Here is a 22,245-nt window from a genome sequence, read left to right on the forward strand (position 1 = left end):
GTTCTCGGGCCGCCCCGATTGGCGCATGCCGATGCAAGTCGGCGAACGTATCGCATTCGCCGCCTACGAGCGCCCCGGCGCGTTCCAGTTGCCGCCGGTGCTGCTCGCGGCGCACGGCGCCGGCAGCGAGCCGCCGATGAGGCTCGACATCTTCCAGCAGGATCGCGGCAACGCCGGGCTGGAGCGCTTCTCGATCCTGTCGATCGCCTTCGCCGCCGAGTTTGGTCTCGACGAGGCCCGCCGCGCCGTTTTCGATGCCGGCCAGAACCTCGCCTTGTCGGCGTTGCCGAACGAAGGCGGCTGGTTGCGCCTGAGTGCGGTGGAGGCATTGGATCTGCCGCCGTCGCTCGGCGAGTTGTTGCCGCTCGACAGTGCCAGCCTGGGGTCGACGGGGCTGGCGGTACGCCTGGACGGCGCCGCCACCGATCTGTTCGTCGCCGCCTTGCAGCGCGGCCTGCTCGCGGTCGGCGGGCAGGCCTGGCTGCGCGTGCGCGGCGTCGCCGATCGCCTGCCGCTGACGGTGAACTTCGATCCGGCCGCGTTGTTGGCGGCGGTCAGGACCCTAGGCGGCGGCACCACCACATTGGACCTGGCGCTGTTGCGGCAGCGCTTGATCGAGGCGCCGCAGAGCATGGGCCTCGGCCTCGCGGCGAGCTCCGGCGATCTGCTCAAGGAGCCGCTCGCCGATGCGCTGATCGATCGCCTCGTCGTGCGCTATGCCAACCTGCTGCCGTCGCCGGCCGACGCCGCCACCGGCGTGCGCGTGGTCTTCGATGCCGCGGCGATGGCGACCGGTTCGGTGCGCTGGAATCTGTCCGAGCCGGTGCTGGCGCCGCGCCTGTTCGCGGTCGAAGCCGACCCGCTCGGCCCGCTGCGCACTTTGCCGGCGGCGAGCCTGCACGACACGGTGGTGCGCCGTCACGACGTGCGCAGCCTGAGCAGCGGCTGGCGTGCGATCACGGTGCGGCCGAACTTGCCGGAGCGGCGTATCGGCATCGTCCAGGCGCAGGTCGACGTGCAAGTGCCGGCCAAGCCGCCGGCGCGCATGTTCACGATCAAGGCCTCGGCGCGACTCGCAGCGGCGGATCGCCCGACCACCCTGGACCTGCGCCTGTCGCCGAAGGAAGAGCTCAATTACGCCTGGCAGGCTACGGCCCTGCTGCTGTCGGACGGGCGCGCCGAAACCATCAAGGGCCCGCTGCGCACCTCGAGCCGCGAGCATCTGTTGGTCGCGCCGGACGACTTCGGCCTGCGTTTCGTGCCGGTGGAGGCCGAGCCGGTGTTCGTCGAGCAGGCCGACATCGAAGTCGAGTGCAAAGGCCTGCGCAAAGGCAAGCCGTGGTCGGCGCGCGCGAACCTGGACCGCGGCTCGGCCAGCTTCGCCTTCGCCATTCCGGCCGACGTCGAGCAGGCGACCATCCGCGCCAACGCGCGTGCGCGCAGCGACGGCACCCAGCGGGCGATGGCGCCGGTCGACGCCGAAGCTTTGCGCCTGGATGCCTTCAGCTTCGAAGGCAGCGGCTCGCGCGAGTTGGCCCTGCATTGCGAATTCGACGACGACGCGCCGCAGCGGGTGATCGAAATCGCGCCCGAAGACGCCGTCGACCAGCCTGCACGACGCAGGCAGGTGAGATTCACCCGCAGCGCACCGCAGGCGCAGTGGACCTGGCTGTCGCTGTCGCCGTTCCGTTCCGGCTATCGCTGGCGCTGGTCGGCGCAGTCGCCCTGGTCCGAGGTGCTGCAACCCGACACGCCGCTGCAGTTGCACAGCAGCGACGCCCCAAGGACGACGATCGGAGAACGCACATGAGTGCCGGCGACAGCAGCGACAATTACGAAGACATTCTCGGCGTGTGGGTGGCGCCGGCCGACGAAGCGGCGACCTGGCATTACCGCGCCCGTTCGCCGGGACTGGCCAGCGGCGCCGACGGCCGGCCGCAGTTCAATCTGATGAGCGTCGGCAGCGTGGTCATGCTGGCCTTGACCAGCGCCTGGGGCGTGTCGGCGGCGACCTTGGATGCGATCCGGGTCGAACTGGCGGGGCGCGCGCAACTGCCGCTGGAGCGGGTGACGCTGCGGCAGGCACCGGTGACGGTCGACGGCGCAAGCCTGATGCTCGGCGACGGCCAAGGCGCTTATGTCGCGCTGGCCCACAGCAAATCGTCTGGCGTGCCGCCTTACCACGCTGCCTTCAACGTCATGCTCGACGGCGAGCAGGCGGCGAAGGTGCGCAAGGCACTGCAAGGCGAGCACGGTTGGATGGCGGTGCGCTACGCCGTCACCGATGCCGCGCCGATGCGGCGCAGTGCGTCGGCCTATCAGAGCGAATCGGTCGAGGTCGATCTGTCGTTGCGCTCGCGCCAGGGCGATGAGGCGATGAGCGCCGGCTTATACCGGCAAAGCCAGGTCGACACCGACGACGGCGGCGATGCCGACGGAACACAGCAGTACACGGCCGATGCCGCCGATTGGGGTCTGCCGCGTAGCTAGAGTTGCGGGTCGGTCGCCGTCGTGCGCGGCGGCCGGCCCGGTTGGATCGTCTCGCGACCGCGAACGCGCTGGCATACGCCGTTCGCGGAGCGGTTCGGGTCCGTGGGTGACGCGCATTGCGTCGGCGGCGATGCCGCCAGGGAAAAACGACGAGAGCCGCGCGCGATGTCGAATCGCGTCGATGCCCTTCGTCTTCGATACACCGATTCGCGCCCGCAAGCGCGCATCGATGGGGGCGCGTGCGCGCTCGAAACGTCGCTGAAAACAGTTGGAAAAAAAGTGTGATCGTTGTCCGGTGCGAAGCGTCGTCGGCGTTTGAATCATTCGTACCGAACTACGTTGCGTCGCGAAGCACGGTCGTGACATCGCACGGAAAGGGCACGCAGGACAGTCGCGGAACAGGCAGGCGCGCAACAGGAACGCGCGCATTTCAGACATCGGATAAGGAGCAGGTCCATGCTTAAGATCGACAACGTAGATACGCTTCACGACCATGTGGTCTATGGCGACGACGCCAACGACTTCACCTATTACATCATGCCGAACGCGCCGAACTTCGCGAAGATGGCCAGCGGCGGTCTGGCGCTGCGCTTCGTCGAGTACGGCCAGATCCGCGAGGACGGGGGCAAGAAGTTCGGCGGTTTCATCGCCTTCGACACCGAGCTGTCGGTTCCCGCCGACGTGCAGACCAAGATCGCCGCCGAGCTGCAGAAGAAGCTCGCCGAGAAGTACAAGGGCAAGACGCCACCCAAGGTGGCGATCGCGCCGGTGACCTGGACCGACGGCACCGTCGAGCTGCTGCTGACCGAGGGCGGCGCCCTGGTCGAGAAGATCCGCGGCGCCGGCAAGCCTTCGATCTACGGCAAGAACGTGGCCTCGTTCATGGTCGAGCTGTCCGAGCTGGGCACGGCGATTTTCAAGGAAACCCTGAGCACCGGTTCGGCTTCGGCGGTGCAGGTCGTCTATAAGATGAACCTGTACATGCGACTGCCGGAAATGAAAGCCTGGGGTACCTGGAACGCCTCGGAGTTCTACAGTTTCGTACAGACCATCGACACCGAAGACAACTGGTACAGCGAGGACAGCTACACCGAGGCGGTCAGCTCCAGCCGCTGGAAGAACGATGTCACCAAGAGCCACTTCGAGTTCGTGCAGGCGCCGAACCTCAGTGCAGAGGACAACGCCAAGCTCGAGGCCGACATCCGCGCGATCATCAACAAGCAACTGGAAGCGGCGGTGCAGCGCAACCTGCTCAAGGAAATCGCCGAGGTCGACCCGAACACCAAGGAGCTGCAGGAAGGCCAGGACATCGAGGACATCCGTCGCAGCATCAACAAGACCCAGATGGCCAACGTGCGGGTGGAGTGGAGCGAGGCCAAGGCGGTCATCGTCAACCGCAACCCGCAGGGCATGTTGCCGACCATCACCTCGCTCAAGGACGACAAGAACAAGCCGCTGAAGTGGGAGGACTACTACTCCAAGATCAACCTGGACGAGTTCCTCAAGACCGTGCAGGTAGTGATGCGGGTCAACGCAGACTTCGCCAACCTGCCGATCCACAGCGTCGAGGTCAAGATCCGCTACCCCTACGGCCCGAACAAGAAGGTGCAGGAATTCGTCTTTACCAAGCCCGACGACGTGGCCAAGTTCGAGGCCTTCGTGCACGAGGGTAAGCGCGACTTCACCTACCAGGTGACGGTCAACTACAAGGGCGCGACGTTCAAGCAGGTGTCGGAGGAGATCAAGACCGACGACACCAACCTGACCATCAACGTCGACGACCTCGGCGTGCTCGCGCTCGACATCGGCCCCGGCGACATCGACTTCGCCCAGGTGCCGCGCACCCAGGTCACGGTGCGCTACAAGGGCGGCAAGCAGCCGGTCGAAGCCAAGTTCAACATGACCAAGGACACGCCGACCTTCCAGCTGCGCAAGATCATCGGTGCGCCGCGCACCAACGACATCGACCTGGAGTTCCTGTACACGCTCGCCGACGGCCGCCAGGTCAAGAAGACGGCGAAGCAGCAGGCCAAGGAGCTGTACGTCGACGACCCGTTCTCGGCATCGAAGACCATCAGCTTCCGCGCCGCCGGCGATCTGGCCGGGGAAATCGCTTCGATCACCGTCGATGCCAGCTATACCGATACCGTCAACAAGTACGCGCAGAAGAGCATCGTCACGTTGTCGAGCGAGATGACTTCGTTCGACTGGACCTTCCCGGTCGTCGACGAAGCCCTGGGCGAGGTCAAGTACTCGGTCACCACCTTGTTCGCCGACGGCACCAGCAAGGAAGAGGCCGAAAAGGTCGCGACGCGCTCGACCATCCTGGTCGGCAAGAAGCTCGAAGCGCTGGAAGTGGCGGTGGTGCCGGACTTGCTCAATTGGGATGAGCTGAAGATGGTCAGCGTGGCCTTGTCGCACGGGCCCAAGCGCATCGACCTGCGCTTCAAGCCCGGCGACGAGGAGAAGAGCTGGAAGTTGCCGCTCAACGACGGCGACGCGCCGGAGTACAAGGCCACGGTCACCTACTTCCTCAGCGACGGCAAACGCAAGGTGGTGGGCCCGGAGACCAAGACCGACCTGACGGTCTTCCTCGAGCTTCCGGCCGCCTGATCGCACGCAGCCCGGCCACACGCTGGCCGGGCCCTGCGACGGCCGACGCGTCACCCGAACGTTCCATCACGCCTGACTCGGAAGGAGTCCGATCATGCTTCTCCTCGACAGCCGCACTCGCGAGATCAACGGCATCTCGGTCTTCCCCGACCATGCCGATCCCGAGCAGTGGTACTACATGCCGACCACGCCGCACCTGACCACGGTGCGCGACAACACCCTCGGCATGGACGTGCCGCAGTTTCTCCTGATCGGTTTCCGCGGCGACGCGGGCACCGGCGGGTTCCTCAATTTCGACTGCAACATCGGCGCCAGCCAGAAACAGCTCGACGATCTCGCCCGCGAGATCGCCAACAGCGAGAACCTGCGCAACAAGCCGCGCATCGCGCCGGTGCCGCTGGAAGACGGCACGGTGAAGCTGCTGATGCTGGGCAAGGCCAGCGGCGACGTCGCGCCCACGCCCGGCGCCGGCCCGCAGTTCGTGCTCAAGATCGACCAGTCGGCGAAACCGGCCCTGTACGGCTCCAACCAGGCCGCGTTCTCGGTGCGCCTGGACCAGGACGGCTACACGGTCATGGAGCAGTGCCTGGAAGGCGAGATCCTGCCGGTGGCGGTGATCTACTCGTTGGATTTCCTCGGCCTGCGCCCGGCCTACAACATCAGCCTGAAGGTCGATTGGGAGCGGGTCCAGAAGCACATGGACGAAAGCTTCTCCGGCGGCAACATGTTCTTCTCCACCGAGATCGGCAAGGCGGTCGACGAATTGGTCGATAACCGCGCGATCGTGCTGGAGGCCGACACCTTCGTCGCCGAGGGCGACGACACCCGCGGCATCATCGACCGCCGCGACGCCGCCCTGGCACAGGTGCGCAACATGATCACCGACGCCTTCTTCCAGGTCAGCCTGCCGCCGTGGACGCCGGAGAAGAAATCCGACTTCGAGCGCGGCCTGGATGCGATCGGCAAGTTCGCCGCGCAGTCTTCGGCCCAGGCAGCCGGCGGGCCGATCGGCGCGCTGATGCCGAGCTTCAGCTACAAGCGCATGGACTACAAGCGCGTCGACAAGAAGAAGCTCAACGTCAACTTCTCCGAACGCGTCGCGATCAAGCGTTCGATCTATCCGCAGGGCCATCTGGCGGCCTTGTTCAAGACCATCCGCGAGGGCAGCGTGCCGCGCGAGCGCCTGGTCAAGCAGATCAGTCTGGACAACGACTTCTTCAAGAAGCGCCGGGTCAAGGTGATTTCGCGCGCCGACCTGGCCGCCGACGACATCGGCAGCATCAACGTGCGCGTGCGTTATGGCGACAAGCCTATGAACGCCTTGCTCGGCGCGAACGTCGGCGAGGCCAGTTTCGAGTGGCTGAGCCAGCTCGAACGCGGCTCGATGAAACGCGACGTGCAGGTCGAGTACGAAGTCAGCTTCAAGGGCGTGGACGCGGCCGAACGGCCGACCAAGCTCAAGTCCAAGCCGCAGATCTACGACGTCGAGAACATCGAGATCATCCCGCGCGACCTGTACACGATCAACACCGTGCCGGTGCTGGCCGAGAACTTCCCGTGGGAGCGCTACAGCTCGATCGATGTGTTCCTGCGCTACCGCGACCCGGCCAACAAGATCAACCAGAGCGACCTGGTGCGGCTGACCAAGGATGCCCCGGGCGGCAGCTGGAAGATGTTCATGCTCGACCCGGCCAAGGTCAACTACGAGGTGCGCACCGTGTTCCATGCCATCGCCGGCGGCGATGTGGTGCGCGACTGGACCACCCAGGACGAGCCGCAAGTAACGGTACGCAACCCGTTCCCGACCCGGCGCGTGGTGCAGGTGGTGCCGAACTTCAACTGGAGCGAGGTGCAGGAGGCCTTCGTCGACCTGCGTTACGTCGATCGCGCCAACGACCTGCTGGAGGAAAAGCAGATGTCGTTCCAGGAAGGCTCCGCCGCGCAGACCTTCGCCGTGGACCTGCGCAACCCCGAGGTCAAGGGCGTGTTCTACAGCGTCAGCATCCTCTACAAGGACGGCCGCGACATCGAGGAAATCCCCGAGTCGGTGACCAACGGCAACCGGGTGATGCTGAAGTCCGGCATGAAGGGCCGGCGCATCGTCACGGTCAAGCCGCCGGCCGATTTCGCCAAGCGCAAGATGCGCCGCACCAAGGTGTCGCTGCGTTTCGAGGACTTCGCCGGCGGCCTGTCGTTCGCCGAGGACTTCGAGTTCGACAGCGCCCAGGCCACCGGCGAGTTCGAGTACGACTACCTCGACCCGGCGCGCATGCGCTACGAGTACAAGGCCAGTTATCTGCTCGAAAACGGCACCAACAAGACCACCAACTGGGCCGCGACCGACGCGACCGATCTGGTGTTGAAGATGCCTTGAGGTTCGCGGTGGCTGTCCGTCCCCGCGGAGGCGGGGATCCGGTGGCGATGGAGTCGTTGGATTCGATCTCTATGCATGTCCGCTCGTCGCGGCGCGCCCGAGGTCGGCGACGACTTCGCGGTCTCGGGCTGCGGCGCGCAGCGAACGCGCCAGGTCGCCGCACCGCCGCGGGTTACGCCCCGCGGCGGTGAGGTCCCCACGTACAAGGATCGTTCCGCCGCGCGCATGCCGCCGCGAGGAACTCTCGAATTCTGGAGTTCGTCATGCTCAGCCTCGAAAAGCCGATCACCGTCGACGGCATTACCGTGTTCCGCGATCACGCCGACAAGAACCAATTCTGGGTCTTACCGGGTCCGCCGCAGTTGGCCGTGCGCGCGGCCGACAAGCGCAAGGAATTCAGTTTCCTCAAGTACCGCGTCGCCGACGCCACCGCGGCCGACAAAGGCGGCGGTTTCGTGATGTTCGTGACCACCCTGCAGCTGTCGCCGCAGATGGAATCGAAGATCATGGGCCGGCTCAATTCCGAACCCGGCGTGTCGCCGCCGGTGCGCCTGACCACCGCGACCTTCGAGGAAGGCTCGGTGCAGTGCATCGCCTTGAACGTGCAGGGCAGCGGCGGCACCTCGGCGCAACCTGCAGCGCCCGGCACCTTCAACGCGGTCGAGCACATCCTCGGCGCATCGGTGCCGTCGATGGACGCGGCCAACCGCGCTGCCTTCAGCCTCAGCCTGTCGGCCGAGGGCGCGACGATACTGGAGCAGGCGCTCAGCGACGGCATGACCCCGATCGGGGTGATCTACGACCTCAAGTACCTGGCGATGCGGCCGGCCTTGCGGGTCACCATCACCGCCGACTTCGAGCGCATCTTCAATCATTTCAGCGCCAGCCTCGAAGGCCAATACGCCTGGTTCAAGGCCGGCATCGACGCGGCGTTCGAGTCGCTGGTGCAGAACGGCGTCATCGACATCCAGGTCGAAGCCTTCACCGACGCCGAAGACCGCCGCGACCAGGAAAAGTGGGCGCTGGATTTCTTCAAGGACGATCTGCTGAGCAAGTGGTTCGAGCCGACCCTGACTCCGGGGCAATTGGCGACCGATGCGGCGCGTGCCGGCCCGGGCACGGGAACCGGCAGCAATACCGGTGGCACCGGCGGCACGGGTGGCGGTACCGGCGGCACTGGCGGTGGTACGGGAGGAACCGGTGGAGGCACCGGTGGCACCGGCGGCGGTACAGGAGGTACCGGCGGGGGAGGAACCGGTGGCGGTACGGGCGGCACTGGTGGCGGCACTGGCGGTACGGGCGGCGGAACGGGTGGAACCGGCGGCGGCACCGGTGGTTCAGGTGGCGGCACCGGAGGAACCGGAGGTACAGGCGGCACTGGCGGTGGTACGGGCGGTGGTACGGGTGGTACCGCGCCCGGTGGCGGCTTCAACGGCACCAGCGGCACTACGACCGGCACCGGCGGCGGCACCGGCGGCACAGCGCCGACCGCGCCGCAGATCCAGCCGGCCGCGCTCGCGGTCGAATTGCAGGAACCCACGCCCTTGCCCGCGGGACAGTCGGTCACCCACACGCCGGCCGCGAACGGCTTAGCCGAAACCATCACCGTGACCGGCGCCGGCGCGGTGGTGAAAGTCGAGAGCCAAGTGGTGACGCCGGATGCGCAGGGGCGCATCTCCGTCACTGTCAATCCCGACTCGAGCAAACTCATCGAAGTCGAATGGCCGGCGGCGACGCAGGAGCAGACCTTCGGCCTGTTCTTCGACTTCGACAAGCCGGCCGCTGCCGGCTGGCGGCTCAATCCGCCGTCGCAGCAATACCGCGCCTATGTGGAAAACACCACGACCGATCCGCGCTACCGCGATGCTTCCGGCACCTTGCGCATCGAGGGCGACGGCAACTGGAGCGGCCCCGAACGCGGCGCCGCACGCCTGGAGGCCTGGGTGCGCAGCCTGCCCGCGCCGCGTAACGTGCGTCTGGAAGCGTACGCCAGCCACGAGCACGTGAGCGGCGCGAACGAAACGCAGCGCAATGCGCACAACCAGGCGCTGTCGCAGCGGCGGCTGGAAGTCGCTGCCGCGGTGGTGCGCCGCGGCGGCGGCAACTTCACCATCACCCCGGCCAACGCGCACGGCGACAGCCCGGCCAGCGGACGTCCGGGCTCGCATTCGGCGATGGGCGGCGACCCGGACAATCGCGTCGTCCATGTCATCGGCCGGGTCGCCGGCACCACGCCGAGCCGCTGGCGCGGACGTCTGGCCCGGCCGGCTTCGATCACGCCACAACCGCAACCGCAGCCCCAGCCGCAACCGCAACCCCAGCCTCAGCCTCAGCCTCAGCCGCAACCGCAACCGCAACCGCAACCGCAACCGCAACCGCAACCGCAACCGCAACCGACGGTGCCGACGCCGCCGACCGCGATGAGCCTGTCGCTGAAGCTCAAGTTCGTGCGCCAGGAAGAGCGCAAGAAACTGACCCTGCGCTACAACCGCGCTGAGGCCACGCGCCGCACGTATGCCCCGCAAGGCTTCTTCGGCTTGATGCTCGGCGATCTCAGCGACAAGTCGAAGTACTTCAAGGAAATCGACCTCGACGATCCGTTCTTCCGCCAGTTCGCGGTCGAAGCCAGCATGCCGATCGCGTTCGAGCCGATCAATTTGTTGTCGGCGCAGGTGGCGCTGGATTACGGCGACAAGAGCAAGCCGCGCGATCACAAGCATGCCGACTTCGTGTTCGGGCCGGGCGAAACCGGGGTCAAGCGCTTCGAGGTGTTCATGAACGCCACGCGCGACATCGACTACGACGCGTCGTATCAGTACCACTTCGACCCGCAGTCCGACTGGGCCGCCGACCGAACCTCGTACACGATCCCGGCCGCCTCGACCGAAGACCGGACCATGTTCGTGAACCCCTACGAGCACGTCGAGTTCCGCCATATCGAAGCGATCCCGGGCGATATCGACTGGGACGTGGTCGACTCGATCGACGTCAAGCTGCAGGCGCGCGGTTACTCGCAGCCCGAGCCGAAGACCACCTTGAAGCTGACCAAGGAGTCCGGCCCCAAGACCTGGCGCCTGCGCGGCGCCAAGCCAGGCCCGGCCAACCGCGGCGTGACCTATCAGCTGGTGCAGCGGCGCAAGGGCGTGGCCAATCCGGACCCGGCGACGCCGCCGGTCGAGCTCGACGTGCCGCAGCTGATCGTCCACGACAGCTTCGAGGATGCCTTGCAGCTCGAGTTCATCCCGGTGTTCGACCCGGCGATGGTCAAGCGCGTCTATATCGACGTGAAGTACGAGGACGGCGCCTACAAGCGCAACGAACGCATCGAGATGGCCGGCAGCCAGACCGACCCGGTCAAGCTGCGCATCGCCCTGAAGAACAAGGACCTGCGCAATTATCGGCGGCGCTTCACCTTCGTCGGCATGCAAGGACAGTTCGATCAGCGCGCCTGGGTCGCCGAGACCGAAGAACTGGTCGCGGTGCAGTGACATGCGCAGCGATACCGTCATCGACACGCGCGGCGATACCGGAGCGGCCTGGCTCGCGCCGTTGCAGCAAAGCCTCGGTGCCGACATCGCCGGCCCGGTCGCCGCCACCTTGCGGCGACTCGGCACGGTGCTGCCGGCGCAGGCCGCCGCCGCCGCTGGCCTGCTGGGCGGCGTACTCGCGCCGCTCGGCCGTTCGGTCTGGCCGGAAGTGGCCGGCAGTTTCAGCAGCCTGACCAATACCGGCATGCCGGTCGAATTCTCCTGGAGCTCGCGCGAGCCGGTGGTGCGGTGGGCGACCGAAGTCGCCGCGCCGGAAGTGGCGGATCGCGAGCGGCTCCTGCTTGCGGCACAGGCCTTGGATTGGCAAGGCGATTTGGGGCCTTGGTTGGACCTGCAGCGCGAAGGTGCGATGAGCTTCGGGGCGTGGGCGGCGGCGCGCCATGGCGAAGGCACGGCGACCAAGCTCTACGTCGACCTGCCCGATGGGCGTTTACCCGCGGCCTGGCGCGACAAGCATGTGTTGTTCCGCTCGAACCTGATGAGCTGGCGTCTGAGCGGAGTGAACTGCGACGGCAGCGTCGAGTTCTACGCGCGCGCACAGGAACTCGATTGGCGTGCCTTGCAAGGGATGGCAGGTGCGGTGCTCGGCGACAGCGCCGCGATGATGGCCATGCTTGCCCGGGTCGTGCCGGGTTCGGAGTTGCCGCGGCCGAGCGGTATCAGCCTGTCGTTCTCGGCCGACGGTTCGCCGCGTGCGTTGAGTTGGTTCGTCGTGGCCAAGGCGATGTTCCGCGACGATGCCGAAGTGACGGCCAAGCTGCGCAGTCTCGCCGACGGCGTGCCGGCGCAGCTTTACGAGGCCTTGGCGGCCGGGCCGGAGGACGGGCGCTGGCGCCACGGCATGATCGGCGTGGTCGCCGACATCGCCGGCCGCAGTTGGGTGCAATGCGGGCTGCGGCCGACCTGAGCCTGCGTTCGTCGGTCGTGGGTGTTTCTGCGCCAAAAACAAAAAGCCCGGCGATGCCGGGCTTTTTGTCGACGCTCGACGATCCGCAGATCGGTCGACCGCTCAGTTGACCGGTGCGTAGCGCAGGGTCAGGAACCACTCGCGGCCGGGCTGATTGAAGTACGAAGAGGTTTCGTACTCGCGGTCGAACACGTTGGCCACGCGCGCCTGCAGACTCAGCGCGGGGGTGATCGCGTACTCGGCGCGCAGGTCGAGGGTGCCGTAGCCGCCCAGGCGGGTGCTGTTGGCGACGTCGTCGTAGCGCGAACCCGAGCCGACCGCGGTCGCACCGAAGCGGAACTTGCCGAAGCTGCGGTCCAGGTCGATGCGGGCGCTGTGCTTGGCGCGGCGCGGCAGGTCGTTGCCGCGGTAGAAGCCGACGCGGTTCTCGGTGTCGAGGACGCTGGCGCTCGCCGCCAAGGTCCATTGCGCGAACGTGGTGTCGATGCCGATCTCGGCGCCGCGCATGCGCGCGCGGTCGATGTTGTTGGGCAGGTTGATCGACGAGTCGTAGGTGATCAGGTCGTCGGCGCGGGTGTCGAAGCCGTCGATGCGGGCGTTGAAACGCTCGCCGCGATAGGCCAGGCCGAGCTCCCAGGTCTTGGACTCTTCCGGACGCAGGGTCGCGTTGCCGAAGAACGGGTAATACAGCTCGTTGAAGGTCGGCGCCTTGAACGCGGTGCCGTAGCCGACGGTGACGCGCCAGCGCTCGGCGAAGTTCAGGCCCCAGGCCGCGCCGCCGGTGGTGTGGCCGCCGAACTGTTCGTTGTCGTCGCGGCGCAGGCTGGCCTCGAACGACTGCGCGCCGAAGCGGCCCTGGTACTGGACGAAGCCGGCCTTGTTGTCGCGCTCGCTTTCGTCGTACGCGGTGTCGCTGTCGACACGGTCGCGCAACCAATCGAAGCCCGCGGTCAGCACGTGGCCTTCGGCCAGGGTGAAGTCGCCCTGCAAGGTCGCACTGTCGCGATCGGTCTTGAAGAACCCCATCGGCACTTCGCCGAGGAAATTATCCGAGCTGTCGACGTTGCGGCCGGCCAGCAACTGCAGGTGGATGGTTTCCGACGGACGCCATTGCAGCTTGCCGCCGATCACCTGCTGCACGGTCTCGGAGCGGTTGACGAAGCTGCCGTCGTAATCGTTCTCGCCTTCCGCGCGCAGCGCCTGGCCTTCGATGCTCCACTGTTCGTTGAACTCGAGGCCGCCGCGCAGCGACAGGGCGTGGTTTTCGTAACCGTCGCGGTCGGGCTCGTCGGTGAAGCAGCCGGCGAACACCGGGAAGCCGGCGCCGCGGCAGGCGTTGATGCCCTCGGTCTTGCGGAAGCTGTAGTCGGCGCCGAACCAGCCGCGCTCGCTGCGACCGCCGAAGCCGGTGCCGAATTCGAGGCTGTCGTTGCTGCCGCCGCCGACGTGCACGCGCGGGGCGAAGCCCTGCTTCTCGCGGCGGGTGAACACCTGGATCACGCCGCCGATGGCGTCGGCGCCGTACAGGCTCGAACGCGGGCCGCGCACGATCTCGATGCGGTCGATCAGTGCCAGCGGCAGGTCTTGCAGCGCGGCCAGGCCCGAGGTCGGCGAGCCGACGCGGATGCCGTCGACCAGCACCAACACGTGGTCGGACTCGCTGCCGCGCAGGAACAGGGTGGTGAGCTTGCCGGCGCCGCCCTGGTTGGAAATGCTGATGCCGGCGCGGCCGCGCAGCAGGTCGTTGAGGTCGCGCGCCTGGCTGCGCTGGATGGTCTCGCGGTCGAGCACGTCGACCGGGGTCAGGGTGTCGTTGACGCTGACCGCGGTGCGGTTGGCGGTGACCACCACCTCGTCGAGGTCGGTGGCGTCGCCCGCCGGAGCGGCGAGGGCGGCGGCGGGCAACGCCAGCGCACAGGCGATGGCGAGCGACAGATTCAGGGCGTACGTGTTCGGGGCGGACATGGGTAAAGCTCCAGCGCGCGCACCCGGAGGCGCGCGACGACGACGGCGGAAGGCGGTTGCGAGGAGGCAGCGGGCCGTGCAGACAGCCGGATAGCAGCCGCCGCGACGCCCTCCGCATCGCAACCTGTGGCGCCTCAAGGCCGGTCTCCGGACTCGCAAGCGCAGCGCCGACGCGGGGTCGGGCTGCCGATCGCGGCGCCTTCCCGTGCCGAGCACAGTGGCGGTTGCCGCGATCTGTCTTGCTTACCGTTGCGGGGGCAGTGCCGGACTGGCGCCGATCCTCCCGCAGGAGAGGGCGCGTCACCGGCTTCCCGTTTCAACCCGGCGATGGAGAAAGCCGCCGGGTCACCTTGAAGCGGTGCGCAGTCTACGCGAAGCCGGCGCCCGGGGCCAAAGCCGCGGGCGGGCGGAGCGGCCGGCCGGAGGGGGCGCAGCGGCGCCGACGGGCTCACTCGCGCCCGTCGTCCTCGTCGTGGCCGCCGGGGCGGTCGTCGTCGTCCAGGCCGTTGCCGTCCAGACCGCCGCCCTCGAATGCGTCGTGGCGTTCTTCGGCGTGCACGGTGGTGTGCACCGGCGCGGCGGCCGGCTTGTTGCGCGGCGGCGGCAGCAGCGCGGTCGCGGCTTCGGCGGCCTGGATCAGCTGTTGTCGGCGTTCGTCGCTGATCTCCTGCCAATGGCAGTCCAGCAGCGCGCCTTCGATCGCGTACAGCAGGTTGAGCGTCGGCTTGAAGCCGGCGCGCTTGACGCGCATGAAGGCCTCGACCGTGCCGATCGCGGAGATGTCCTCGTGTGTGCGCAGGCCGACCTGGCGCAGCCAGGCCGCGCTCTTGGGGCCGATGTTGCGCATCTTCGGCGCGGTCATGCCAGCGCCTCCACGTACACGCGCGCCAGCGCTTCCAGGCCGGCCTGGTCGTCGGCATCGAAGCGGTCCGGGACCGGGCTGTCGAGGTCGAACACGCCGATCAGGGAATCGCCGTGGACCAGCGGCACCACCACTTCCGAACGCGAGGCGGCATCGCAGGCGATGTGGCCGGGGAAGGCGTGCACGTCGGCGACGCGTTGGGTCTGGCGGGTCGAGGCGGCCGCGCCGCACACGCCCTTGTCGAGCGGAATGCGCACGCACGCCGGCAAGCCCTGGAACGGGCCGACCACGAGTTCTTCGCCGTCGTAGAAATAGAAGCCGACCCAGTTGAGTTCCGGCAGGGCATGGCTGACCAACGCCGACAGGTTGGCGGCATTGGCGATACGGTCGCGTTCGCCGTCGAGCAAACCGCGCGCCTGGGCGAGCAGCTGCGCGTATTGCTCGGGCTTGTCGCCCGATAGTGCGGAGGTTTTAAACATCATCGGAGTGTAACAGCGGCATCCGCCGCCACTACCATGGTGGACTCCACGCCCCAGGGAAAAGCGCGAGATGAGTCACACCCAGCCCCCGGTGGAGGCCGGCTCCCGACCAACGGCCGCGTCCGCGGTGTTTCCGCGCGGCGTGTTCGTCACCGGCACCGACACCGGCATCGGCAAGTCGGTGGCCAGCGCGAGCTTGTTGCACGCCTTGCGCGCGCGCGGCCTGCGCGCGGTCGGCATGAAGCCGGTGGCGAGCGGTTGCGAACTCACCTCCGAGGGTTGGCGCAACGAGGACGCCTTGCTGTTGCAAGCGGCCAGTGCGCCGAGACCGCACTACGACGACGTCAATCCCTACGCCTTGCCGCAGCCGTTGGCGCCGGAACTCGCCGCCGCGCAGGCCGGCGTCGAGATCGCGCTGGCGACGATCCTCGCCGCGCATGCGCGCTTGGCGGCGCAGTCGGACACGGTGGTGGTCGAAGGCGTCGGCGGTTGGGCCGCGCCGATCAGCGCCACGCTCGACCAGATCGACCTGGTGCGCGCGCTGGACCTGCCGGTGGTGTTGGTGGTCGGCCTGCGCCTGGGCGCGATCAATCACGCGCGTTTGAGTGCGCGCGCGATCCAGGCCGACGGCGCCCGCCTGGTCGGCTGGATCGCCAACGACATCGACCCGCAGATGGCGCGCGCCGACGACAACTTCGAGATCCTGTGCCGGCGTCTGCCGGTGCCGTGCTGGGGGCGTTTGCCGTATCTCGCTTCGCCCGATCCGCAGGCCCTGGCGGGGCGCTTGCAGCCGTTGTCCTAGCGCGGCGATCGCTCTGCAGTCCGCCTGCGATCCGTGGCGACGGCGAAGGCCGAATCGCGGGCAACAAAAAACCCGGCAGCCGAAGCTGCCGGGTTTTTCGTATCCGCCATGACGGCCGGAGAGAGGGACGGTGCGCTTACTTGGTCGCGGCAGCAGCCGGAGCCGTCGCCTTCGCCGCGGCCTTGGCGGCCTTCTCGACGTTGGCCTGGGTGGCCTTGGCAGCGGTTTCGATCTGCGACTTGGCCAACTCGGCGATCGCTTCGTTGGTCTTCACGGTGCGGCCGAAGGCTTCCTGGCCGGTGCTGACAGCGCGCTCGACGTTTTCGCGAGCGATCTGCGCGCCCTTCGGCCACAGGGTCTTGAAGGCTTCCAGGTCGCGGGCTTCGGCGGCTTCACCGAAGAAAGCGAAAGTGGCGTTGACGCGGTCTTCGATGGCAGCGACCTGCAGGCCGAACACGGCCTCGGCGTTGTCGAGGGCCAGACGGTTGACCTGAGCGGCCGTGTCCGCGAACTGGCGCGTAGCGGCGGCGAACTGTTCGTTGAATTGCTGGTACATGGCTGAGCTCCTGAAAGGTCCAGACGGAGAACGACTGGATTGTGCGGTGCAGCATAGGCGGGGTTTTGTTGCGATGCAACATCGAGCCGACGAGCGGTCGAAAGCCGTTCAGAAAGCCTGCCTGTTCAGGTAGTTAGCGACCAAGCAGCCGTTCAGGCAAAGCCTAATCCGGGGCCATGACCACGGCGTTGCCGGCGTCTGATAAGGCGCCGGCCGGGCCGATGATCGGGAGGGGAAGGGCGAGTGCCCCTGGCTCAGCCGCGGTAGCGGCAGCCGGCGGTGCAGGTCTCGTGGACCACGATTTCGCTCAACAGCGGCAGCACCGGCTTGAGCTGGTCCCAGATCCACACCGCGAGGCGTTCGCTGGTCGGGTTTTCCAGGCCGGGGATGTCGTTGAGGTAATGATGATCGAGGCGGTCGTAAGTCGGCTGGAACGCCTTCTTGACGTCGGCATAGTCCATCACCCAGCCGGTGTGCTCGCCCAGTTCGCCGGTCAGGTGCACCTCGATGCGGAACGAATGCCCGTGCAAACGCGCGCATTTGTGGCCTTCCGGCACGTTCGGCAGCCGGTGGGCGGCTTCGAGAGTGAAGACCTTGAAGATGTTCACAGCAGTCATAGTGCGGTACCGGGTCGGGCGGTGGCGCGTCGCGCGATGGCGCGGCGTGGCGCGTGATCTGGAACGATCTGGAATCCTGGGCCGGCGCGCATCCTGGCGACGGATACGAAAAAGCCCGCTGCGCTGGCGGGCCCTGGGTCTTGCTGCGCGGCGATTCTATGGTGGCTATGGGTGGACTCGAACCACCGACCCCAGCATTATGAGTGCTGTGCTCTAACCGGCTGAGCTACATAGCCACGGGGAACCGCGAATTCTTCATGCCGGACGGGCTCTTGTCAATCGTCTGAGCGCATCGCGACCGACTTGTTTACCCGACTTGTCGTCCCGGCCACCCCGTGGCAGAGTCGGACACAGTGAATTTGGAGTCCGCATCGTGATCGATCCGGACGGCTACAGGCCCAATGTCGGCATCGTGTTGATGCACCCGGACGGCCGCTTGTTCTGGGCCCGCCGCGTGCATCGCGATGGCTGGCAATTCCCGCAGGGCGGGATGAATACCGACGAGACGCCGCTCGAGGCGATGTATCGCGAGTTGCGCGAGGAAACCGGTCTGCTCCCGCAACATGTCGAAGTGCTCGGCGCCACCCCGGGCTGGCTGCGCTATCGCCTGCCGCGGCGGGCGATCCGCCGCAACGACCGCCTGGTCTGCATCGGCCAAAAACAAGTGTGGTTCCTGCTGCGCCTGACCGGCGAGGAGTCGGACCTGCGCCTGGATCTGACCGACAAGCCCGAGTTCGATCACTGGCGCTGGGTCGATTTCTGGTACCCGGTCGAGCACGTGGTGATGTTCAAGCGCGGCGTCTATGCCAGCGCCCTGCGCCATCTGGCCCCGTTCGCGCGTCTGGTCGCCGGCCAGCAGGCCGTGCCCGCGCCCGGTCCGGATGCCCGGTCGCACGAGGCCTACCTGTCGGGCTGCAACCACCCGCGGTCGCGGGCCTGCGGCGGGCCCGGCAATCCGGTGCGCGGCAGCGGCTCCGAATCGGGCAGCTGAACCTCCCGGACCGGGCGGGGGGCCGAGCCGGCTAGGCCTACCCGCCGGGCCCGTCCGGCCGGGGCCGCACGGCATTCCAGCACTTGGTTGCTTGCTGTTAATTGACAATCATTCGCATCCGTGGCGGAATGGCCCTGCAGCCATCCGGCTGCATGACCGACAGCCCACGCCCGTGTACGTCTGCATCTGCAACGGAGTCACCGACCGCGACATTCGCCAGGCCGCCGAAGCCGGTTGCCGCAGCGTGCCCGAGCTGACCATGCGCACCGGTGCCGGCGCCAATTGCGGCAGTTGCCTGGAGCTGGCCACCTCGCTGCTCGAACAGGCCCGCAACGTGCGCGAGCTGCCGCTGGACGTGCTGCAACAAGCCGCCTGAGCCGCATTGCCTGCAGGCCGATCCGGCCCGCCGTTCGTCCGTACCATCCCGCCGATCCGCTCACACCGCGCCGCCCTGGCGCTGGGCTGGACCTGTCCGTTCCTGGCGTGTCGCGTCACCGGCTCGGACGATTGCCGCGACCGTTCGTCGACGGCCCCGAACGACAGTGATTCTCGACTCCCGTTGCGCACGATTCGCGTTCCGTCATGGCGTTCGCGAAAGGGCTAAAGTGCCGCCCATTGCAACGTCGGAGCACGGCCATGAAAGGCGATCCCAAGGTCATCGAATATCTCAACAAGGCGCTCTACAACGAGCTGACCGCGATCAACCAGTACTTCCTGCACGCCAAGATGCTGAAGAACTGGGGCCTGAAAGAATTGGCCGAACACGAGTACCACGAGTCCATCGACGAGATGAAGCATGCCGACAAGCTGTCGGACCGCATCCTCTTCCTCGACGGTCTGCCGAACTTCCAGGCCCTGGGTAAGCTGCGCATCGGCGAAAACCCGCGCGAACTGCTGGCTTGCGACCTCGCGCTCGAACTCGAAGCGATCCCGCTGCTGCGCGAAGCGATCAAGTACTGCGAGACGGTCAGCGACTACGTCAGCCGCAAGCTGTTCGCCGACATCCTCGATTCCGAGGAAGAACATGTCGATTGGATCGAGACTCAGCTCGCCCTGATCGAGCGTCTCGGCGAGCAGAACTATCTGCTGACCAAGATCGAGGAAGGCTGAGGGCGGTTTAGTAACGAGTGGCAAGGAGCGAGGAGCGAGCAACGAGTAAGGCGTTCGCTGCCGCTGCACTGTTCCAGCAGCTATCCAGCCAGCCGCGCGCAAGGCGCGCCGCCAGCCAGACAACAGAAAGCCGCCGGCTTGCGCCGGCGGCTTTTTTTGTGGGCGATCATGGCGGGGCCGCGTTAGCGCGCTTTGTCTTTGCCTTCGCCCCCACTCACTCCTCACTCCTCTCAACTCATTTCCAGCTCTTTCGGTTTGCGCCGGAACAGCTTGCGCCAGATCCACCACAGCACCGTCGCGATCAGCACGCTGATCAGCACGACGATGCCGAGGGTCACCCAGGGGTAGGCGAAGACCAGGGCGAGGCCGCCGAGCACCGCGGCGTCCTCGGTGACCGAGGCGGTCCAGTTGCTGATCGGCTCGGGCGAGGTGTTGAGCAGGGCACGCGAGCCGGACTTCAGCAGGTGGCTGGTCAGGGCCACGCCGGCGCCGGCGGCGAGCGCGCCCGCGCCGAGCTCGCCGTCGGGCGACATGGTTGCCGCGGCCAGGAAGGCGCCGACCGGCACCCGCAACAGGGTATGCAGCAGGTCCCAGCCCGAATCGACGCCGGGGATCTTGTCGGCGAAGAACTCGCCGGCGGCGAGCAGGCCGCAGACCCCGAGCACCCACGGCGACTGGGTCGCCTGCAGGGCCTGCGGCAGGTCCAGCCAGCCTAGCCAGCCGGCCAGGCCGACGCCGAACACGGTCAGGTAGACCCGAACCCCCGACAGCCAGGCGAGAACTACGCCAACTGCGAACAGGTGCGCATCGGACATCGTGGCATTCCCGTTAAGATTTAAGGTTGAGTATAGGTAAAGCCGGCGGTGTGAGCCGTCGTCGTCGAGCATGGCCAAAGTACCGCCGCCCCGTTTCGTCATCGTCCAGCAGCAGCCCGACAAGCGTCCTTATATCTGGAGCGCCGTGGGCGTGGCGTGGTTGGTGTCGCTGCTGGTGGCCTGGTTCTGGTCGCAGTCGCTGGCCGCGCCGCGGCTGCCCAAGCTGGTCGCCGAGCTGGAAACCACCCAGCGCGAGCTGCGCGACCGCCAGAACCAGCTCGACCGGCTGGCCCAGCGCGAAGCCACCCTGCAGCGCTCCGACCAGATCAGCCGCGCCGCCAACAAGCAGGTGCAGGGCTCGCTGGCCCAGCGCGATGCCGAGATCTCCGACCTGCGCGCCGACATCGCCTTCTACGAGCGCCTGGTCGGCGCGACCGCGCCGGCCAAGGGCCTCAACGTGCATTCGGTCGAGTTCCAGCCCGAGACCGGCGGCACCTGGCGTTACCAGATCGTGCTGACCCAGAACCTCAACCGGGGCGCGGTCAGCAACGGCGGCCTGCAGTTCCAGGTCGAGGGGGTGCGAGGGGGCAAGCTCGCATCGATCGGTTGGGACGAGTTGCACCAGAAGCCCAAGGCACCGATCCAGGACTATTCATTCCGTTACTTCCAGCAACTCGGTGGCAGCGTCATGTTGCCGGCCGGATTCACCCCCCAACGCGTGCGCGTCTCGCTGCGTGGGGAGAATGCGGCGATCGAGCAGCATTTCGCCTGGAAGAGCGGCGTTACCGTAACCGGGGAAACTTAAGCGATGTTCAAGACCAACAAACCGACCCAGATCCGCGAAGGCCAGGTCGACACCATGATCGGGCCGCAGGTGGTGATTCGGGGCGACCTGCATTTCAGCGGCGGGCTGTACATCGAAGGCCGGGTGATCGGCAAGCTGGTGGCCCAGGAAGGCCAGCCGGCCAGCCTGACCCTGGCCGAGAACGGCAGCATCGAGGGCGAGGTGCGGGCGCCGATCGTCGTGCTCAACGGCGAGCTCAACGGCGACGTCTACGCCAGCGAGCGGGTGGAACTCGCCGCCAAGGCCCGGGTCCAAGGCAACGTCCACTACAAGGTCGTCGAGATGACGGCCGGTTCGATGCTCACCGGCCGTTTGATTCATGTCGATGCCCACACCGCGGCGTTGCCCGCGCCTGAAGCCCTGATTACCGCGGATGCCCTGATGGATTGAGGGGCGCCGCCCCAACCCCCAAGACGGAACGGATGAGCGACGAACCCTCCAAGCCCGTTCCGTCTCCCGCCGATCCGGCCCCGGCTCCGGCTCCGGCCGGACCCGCCGCAACGGCTGCGCCGCCCACCGGTTCCGCCTCGCCCAGCGCCGCGACGCCCGTCCACGGGCATCGTGGCCGGCTGTTGGCCGGGCTGGCCCTCGCCGTGGCCCTGGCCTTCGGCGGCTGGGGCCTGTGGGGTGCGATCACCGGTTCCGACGAGCCGGTGCCGCCGCCCACGGCGGGGGGCGCGACGATGACGTCGCGGCAGATGCAGGCCGAACTGGAAGGCCTGCGCCAGCGCGTCACCACGCTCGGCCGCTCCGACGGCATCAGCCGCCAGGCCAATCGCGACCTGCAGAGCGCCCTGGCCGAGCGCGACGAGGAAATCGCCGGCCTGCGCGCCGACGTCGCCTTCTACGAACGCCTGGTCGGCGCCACCGGGCAGCGCCGCGGCCTGACCGTGCATGCGCTGAAGATGCAGCCGCAGCAAGGCGCACCGTCGGCCTGGCACTTCACCACCACCCTGACCCAGAACCTCAATCGCGGCGCCGTCAGCGCCGGCCGCGTCACCCTCGCGCTGGAGGGCACCCGCGCCGGCAAGCTCGAAAAACTGCTCTGGGCCGACCTGCGCCAGCAGCCCGAGGCGCCCGGCACGCCGTATTCGTTCAAGTACTTCGAGCAAGTCGAGGGCGACGTGTTCCTGCCGCCCGGCCTGACCCCGGTGCGGGTAACGGTGCGCCTGACCCCGCAGAAGGGCGCGGTGATCGAACAATCCTTCAGCTGGGCCGACGCCACCCGCGACAACGGCGGCACCGGTGCAGGCGGCTGATCCGCAGTGTTCG

General features: G+C 67.3%; 19 protein-coding genes, 1 tRNA gene and 1 riboswitch. Of the genes, 13 read left to right on the top strand and 7 right to left on the bottom strand.

Features of this window, described 5'->3' with window-relative positions; all coding sequences use genetic code 11:
- The first annotated feature begins 25 nt into the window (after window positions 1-25).
- The 6 genes from EX88_RS0106250 (at window position 26) to EX88_RS0106275 (ending at window position 11,932) form a co-directional block, all read left to right on the top strand.
- Window positions 26-1,810 (top strand): hypothetical protein, encoded by a 1,785-nt coding sequence (locus tag EX88_RS0106250; protein ID WP_152566122.1) that lies wholly within the window; start codon window positions 26-28, stop codon window positions 1,808-1,810.
- A complete protein-coding gene (locus EX88_RS0106255) occupies window positions 1,807-2,490 on the top strand; it encodes a hypothetical protein (protein WP_031371144.1) in 684 nt (227 codons plus the stop codon). The genes EX88_RS0106250 and EX88_RS0106255 overlap by 4 nt, the downstream gene beginning before the upstream one ends.
- Window positions 2,491-2,946: 456 nt before the next feature.
- Complete coding sequence (locus EX88_RS0106260) at window positions 2,947-5,103, top strand: hypothetical protein (RefSeq protein WP_031371145.1); 2,157 nt, start codon at window positions 2,947-2,949, stop codon at window positions 5,101-5,103.
- Between the two features lie 94 nt (window positions 5,104-5,197).
- Complete coding sequence (locus EX88_RS0106265) at window positions 5,198-7,477, top strand: hypothetical protein (protein WP_031371146.1); 2,280 nt, start codon at window positions 5,198-5,200, stop codon at window positions 7,475-7,477.
- Window positions 7,478-7,740: 263 nt separating this feature from the next.
- A complete protein-coding gene (locus tag EX88_RS26760) occupies window positions 7,741-10,965 on the top strand; it encodes a hypothetical protein (protein ID WP_200875805.1) in 3,225 nt (1,074 codons plus the stop codon).
- Window position 10,966: 1 nt separating this feature from the next.
- Window positions 10,967-11,932, top strand: a complete 966-nt coding sequence (locus EX88_RS0106275; RefSeq protein ID WP_031371148.1) for a hypothetical protein — start codon at window positions 10,967-10,969, stop codon at window positions 11,930-11,932.
- Window positions 11,933-12,034: 102 nt separating this feature from the next.
- Here the strand turns inward: EX88_RS0106275 and btuB are convergent, their stop codons facing one another.
- The 3 genes from btuB to EX88_RS0106290 all read right to left on the bottom strand — a co-directional run bounded on the left by btuB (window position 12,035) and on the right by EX88_RS0106290 (window position 15,238).
- Window positions 12,035-13,897 (bottom strand): TonB-dependent vitamin B12 receptor, encoded by a 1,863-nt coding sequence (btuB, locus tag EX88_RS0106280; RefSeq protein WP_031371149.1) that lies wholly within the window; start codon window positions 13,895-13,897, stop codon window positions 12,035-12,037.
- A 121-nt stretch (window positions 13,898-14,018) separates the two neighbouring features.
- Window positions 14,019-14,265: riboswitch (cobalamin riboswitch) on the bottom strand.
- Window positions 14,266-14,345: 80 nt separating this feature from the next.
- The gene (locus tag EX88_RS0106285; RefSeq protein WP_051884606.1) at window positions 14,346-14,759 is read right to left on the bottom strand and encodes a TfoX/Sxy family protein; all 414 of its coding nucleotides are present in this window, start codon (window positions 14,757-14,759) and stop codon (window positions 14,346-14,348) included.
- Window positions 14,756-15,238: a GAF domain-containing protein gene (locus tag EX88_RS0106290; protein ID WP_031371151.1), complete on the bottom strand. Its 483-nt coding sequence runs from the start codon at window positions 15,236-15,238 to the stop codon at window positions 14,756-14,758. The genes EX88_RS0106285 and EX88_RS0106290 overlap by 4 nt, the downstream gene beginning before the upstream one ends.
- 70 nt (window positions 15,239-15,308) lie before the next feature.
- Here EX88_RS0106290 and bioD point away from each other — a divergent pair, with 70 nt between their 5' ends.
- The gene (bioD, locus tag EX88_RS0106295) at window positions 15,309-16,040 is read left to right on the top strand and encodes a dethiobiotin synthase (protein ID WP_081930661.1); all 732 of its coding nucleotides are present in this window, start codon (window positions 15,309-15,311) and stop codon (window positions 16,038-16,040) included.
- A gap of 136 nt (window positions 16,041-16,176) precedes the next feature.
- Here the strand turns inward: bioD and EX88_RS0106300 are convergent, their stop codons facing one another.
- From EX88_RS0106300 to EX88_RS0106310, 3 genes are all read right to left on the bottom strand, one after another.
- Entirely contained in the window at window positions 16,177-16,596 is a 420-nt protein-coding gene (locus tag EX88_RS0106300) for a phasin family protein (protein ID WP_031371153.1), read from the bottom strand.
- 254 nt (window positions 16,597-16,850) lie between these two features.
- On the bottom strand, window positions 16,851-17,204 hold the full coding sequence (queD, locus tag EX88_RS0106305; protein ID WP_031371154.1) for a 6-carboxytetrahydropterin synthase QueD: 354 nt from the start codon (window positions 17,202-17,204) through the stop codon (window positions 16,851-16,853).
- 168 nt (window positions 17,205-17,372) lie between these two features.
- A tRNA-Met gene (locus tag EX88_RS0106310) sits at window positions 17,373-17,449 on the bottom strand.
- A 137-nt stretch (window positions 17,450-17,586) separates the two neighbouring features.
- On the opposite strand from EX88_RS0106310, the gene EX88_RS0106315 reads away from it, so the two are divergent.
- The 3 genes from EX88_RS0106315 (at window position 17,587) to bfr (ending at window position 19,314) form a co-directional block, all read left to right on the top strand.
- Window positions 17,587-18,204: an RNA pyrophosphohydrolase gene (locus tag EX88_RS0106315; RefSeq protein WP_051884608.1), complete on the top strand. Its 618-nt coding sequence runs from the start codon at window positions 17,587-17,589 to the stop codon at window positions 18,202-18,204.
- 172 nt (window positions 18,205-18,376) lie between these two features.
- Window positions 18,377-18,580 carry a (2Fe-2S)-binding protein gene (locus EX88_RS0106320; RefSeq protein WP_031371156.1) on the top strand — a complete coding sequence of 68 codons (204 nt, stop codon included), beginning with the start codon at window positions 18,377-18,379 and terminating at the stop codon, window positions 18,578-18,580.
- A 260-nt stretch (window positions 18,581-18,840) separates the two neighbouring features.
- Entirely contained in the window at window positions 18,841-19,314 is a 474-nt protein-coding gene (bfr, locus tag EX88_RS0106325; RefSeq protein ID WP_031371157.1) for a bacterioferritin, read from the top strand.
- A 230-nt stretch (window positions 19,315-19,544) separates the two neighbouring features.
- Here the strand turns inward: bfr and EX88_RS0106330 are convergent, their stop codons facing one another.
- Window positions 19,545-20,129 carry a DUF4126 domain-containing protein gene (locus EX88_RS0106330; RefSeq protein WP_031371158.1) on the bottom strand — a complete coding sequence of 195 codons (585 nt, stop codon included), beginning with the start codon at window positions 20,127-20,129 and terminating at the stop codon, window positions 19,545-19,547.
- 70 nt (window positions 20,130-20,199) lie between these two features.
- Between EX88_RS0106330 and EX88_RS0106335 the strand changes: the two genes are divergently transcribed.
- The 3 genes from EX88_RS0106335 to EX88_RS0106345 are packed head-to-tail and all read left to right on the top strand — an operon-like array spanning window position 20,200 to window position 22,232.
- A complete protein-coding gene (locus tag EX88_RS0106335; RefSeq protein ID WP_031371159.1) occupies window positions 20,200-20,934 on the top strand; it encodes a DUF6776 family protein in 735 nt (244 codons plus the stop codon).
- 3 nt (window positions 20,935-20,937) lie between these two features.
- Entirely contained in the window at window positions 20,938-21,363 is a 426-nt protein-coding gene (locus tag EX88_RS0106340; RefSeq protein WP_031371160.1) for a bactofilin family protein, read from the top strand.
- A gap of 32 nt (window positions 21,364-21,395) precedes the next feature.
- A complete protein-coding gene (locus tag EX88_RS0106345; RefSeq protein ID WP_235186206.1) occupies window positions 21,396-22,232 on the top strand; it encodes a DUF6776 family protein in 837 nt (278 codons plus the stop codon).
- Window positions 22,233-22,245 lie beyond the last annotated feature (13 nt).

This window comes from Lysobacter antibioticus (assembly GCF_000731095.1).
Taxonomy (GTDB): domain Bacteria; phylum Pseudomonadota; class Gammaproteobacteria; order Xanthomonadales; family Xanthomonadaceae; genus Lysobacter; species Lysobacter antibioticus_B.

Excerpts from the sequence above, each read along its gene's own strand:
- EX88_RS0106250 (WP_152566122.1), top strand. The coding sequence starts at position 26 with ATGCCGATGCAAGTCGGCGAACGTATCGCATTCGCCGCCTACGAGCGC.
- EX88_RS0106255 (WP_031371144.1), top strand. The coding sequence starts at position 1,807 with ATGAGTGCCGGCGACAGCAGCGACAATTACGAAGACATTCTCGGCGTG.
- EX88_RS0106260 (WP_031371145.1), top strand. The coding sequence starts at position 2,947 with ATGCTTAAGATCGACAACGTAGATACGCTTCACGACCATGTGGTCTAT.
- EX88_RS0106265 (WP_031371146.1), top strand. The coding sequence starts at position 5,198 with ATGCTTCTCCTCGACAGCCGCACTCGCGAGATCAACGGCATCTCGGTC.
- EX88_RS26760 (WP_200875805.1), top strand. The coding sequence starts at position 7,741 with ATGCTCAGCCTCGAAAAGCCGATCACCGTCGACGGCATTACCGTGTTC.
- EX88_RS0106275 (WP_031371148.1), top strand. The coding sequence starts at position 10,967 with ATGCGCAGCGATACCGTCATCGACACGCGCGGCGATACCGGAGCGGCC.
- btuB (WP_031371149.1), bottom strand. The coding sequence starts at position 13,897 with ATGTCCGCCCCGAACACGTACGCCCTGAATCTGTCGCTCGCCATCGCC.
- EX88_RS0106285 (WP_051884606.1), bottom strand. The coding sequence starts at position 14,759 with ATGACCGCGCCGAAGATGCGCAACATCGGCCCCAAGAGCGCGGCCTGG.
- EX88_RS0106290 (WP_031371151.1), bottom strand. The coding sequence starts at position 15,238 with ATGTTTAAAACCTCCGCACTATCGGGCGACAAGCCCGAGCAATACGCG.
- bioD (WP_081930661.1), top strand. The coding sequence starts at position 15,309 with ATGAGTCACACCCAGCCCCCGGTGGAGGCCGGCTCCCGACCAACGGCC.
- EX88_RS0106300 (WP_031371153.1), bottom strand. The coding sequence starts at position 16,596 with ATGTACCAGCAATTCAACGAACAGTTCGCCGCCGCTACGCGCCAGTTC.
- bfr (WP_031371157.1), top strand. The coding sequence starts at position 18,841 with ATGAAAGGCGATCCCAAGGTCATCGAATATCTCAACAAGGCGCTCTAC.
- EX88_RS0106330 (WP_031371158.1), bottom strand. The coding sequence starts at position 20,129 with ATGTCCGATGCGCACCTGTTCGCAGTTGGCGTAGTTCTCGCCTGGCTG.
- EX88_RS0106335 (WP_031371159.1), top strand. The coding sequence starts at position 20,200 with ATGGCCAAAGTACCGCCGCCCCGTTTCGTCATCGTCCAGCAGCAGCCC.
- EX88_RS0106340 (WP_031371160.1), top strand. The coding sequence starts at position 20,938 with ATGTTCAAGACCAACAAACCGACCCAGATCCGCGAAGGCCAGGTCGAC.
- EX88_RS0106345 (WP_235186206.1), top strand. The coding sequence starts at position 21,396 with ATGAGCGACGAACCCTCCAAGCCCGTTCCGTCTCCCGCCGATCCGGCC.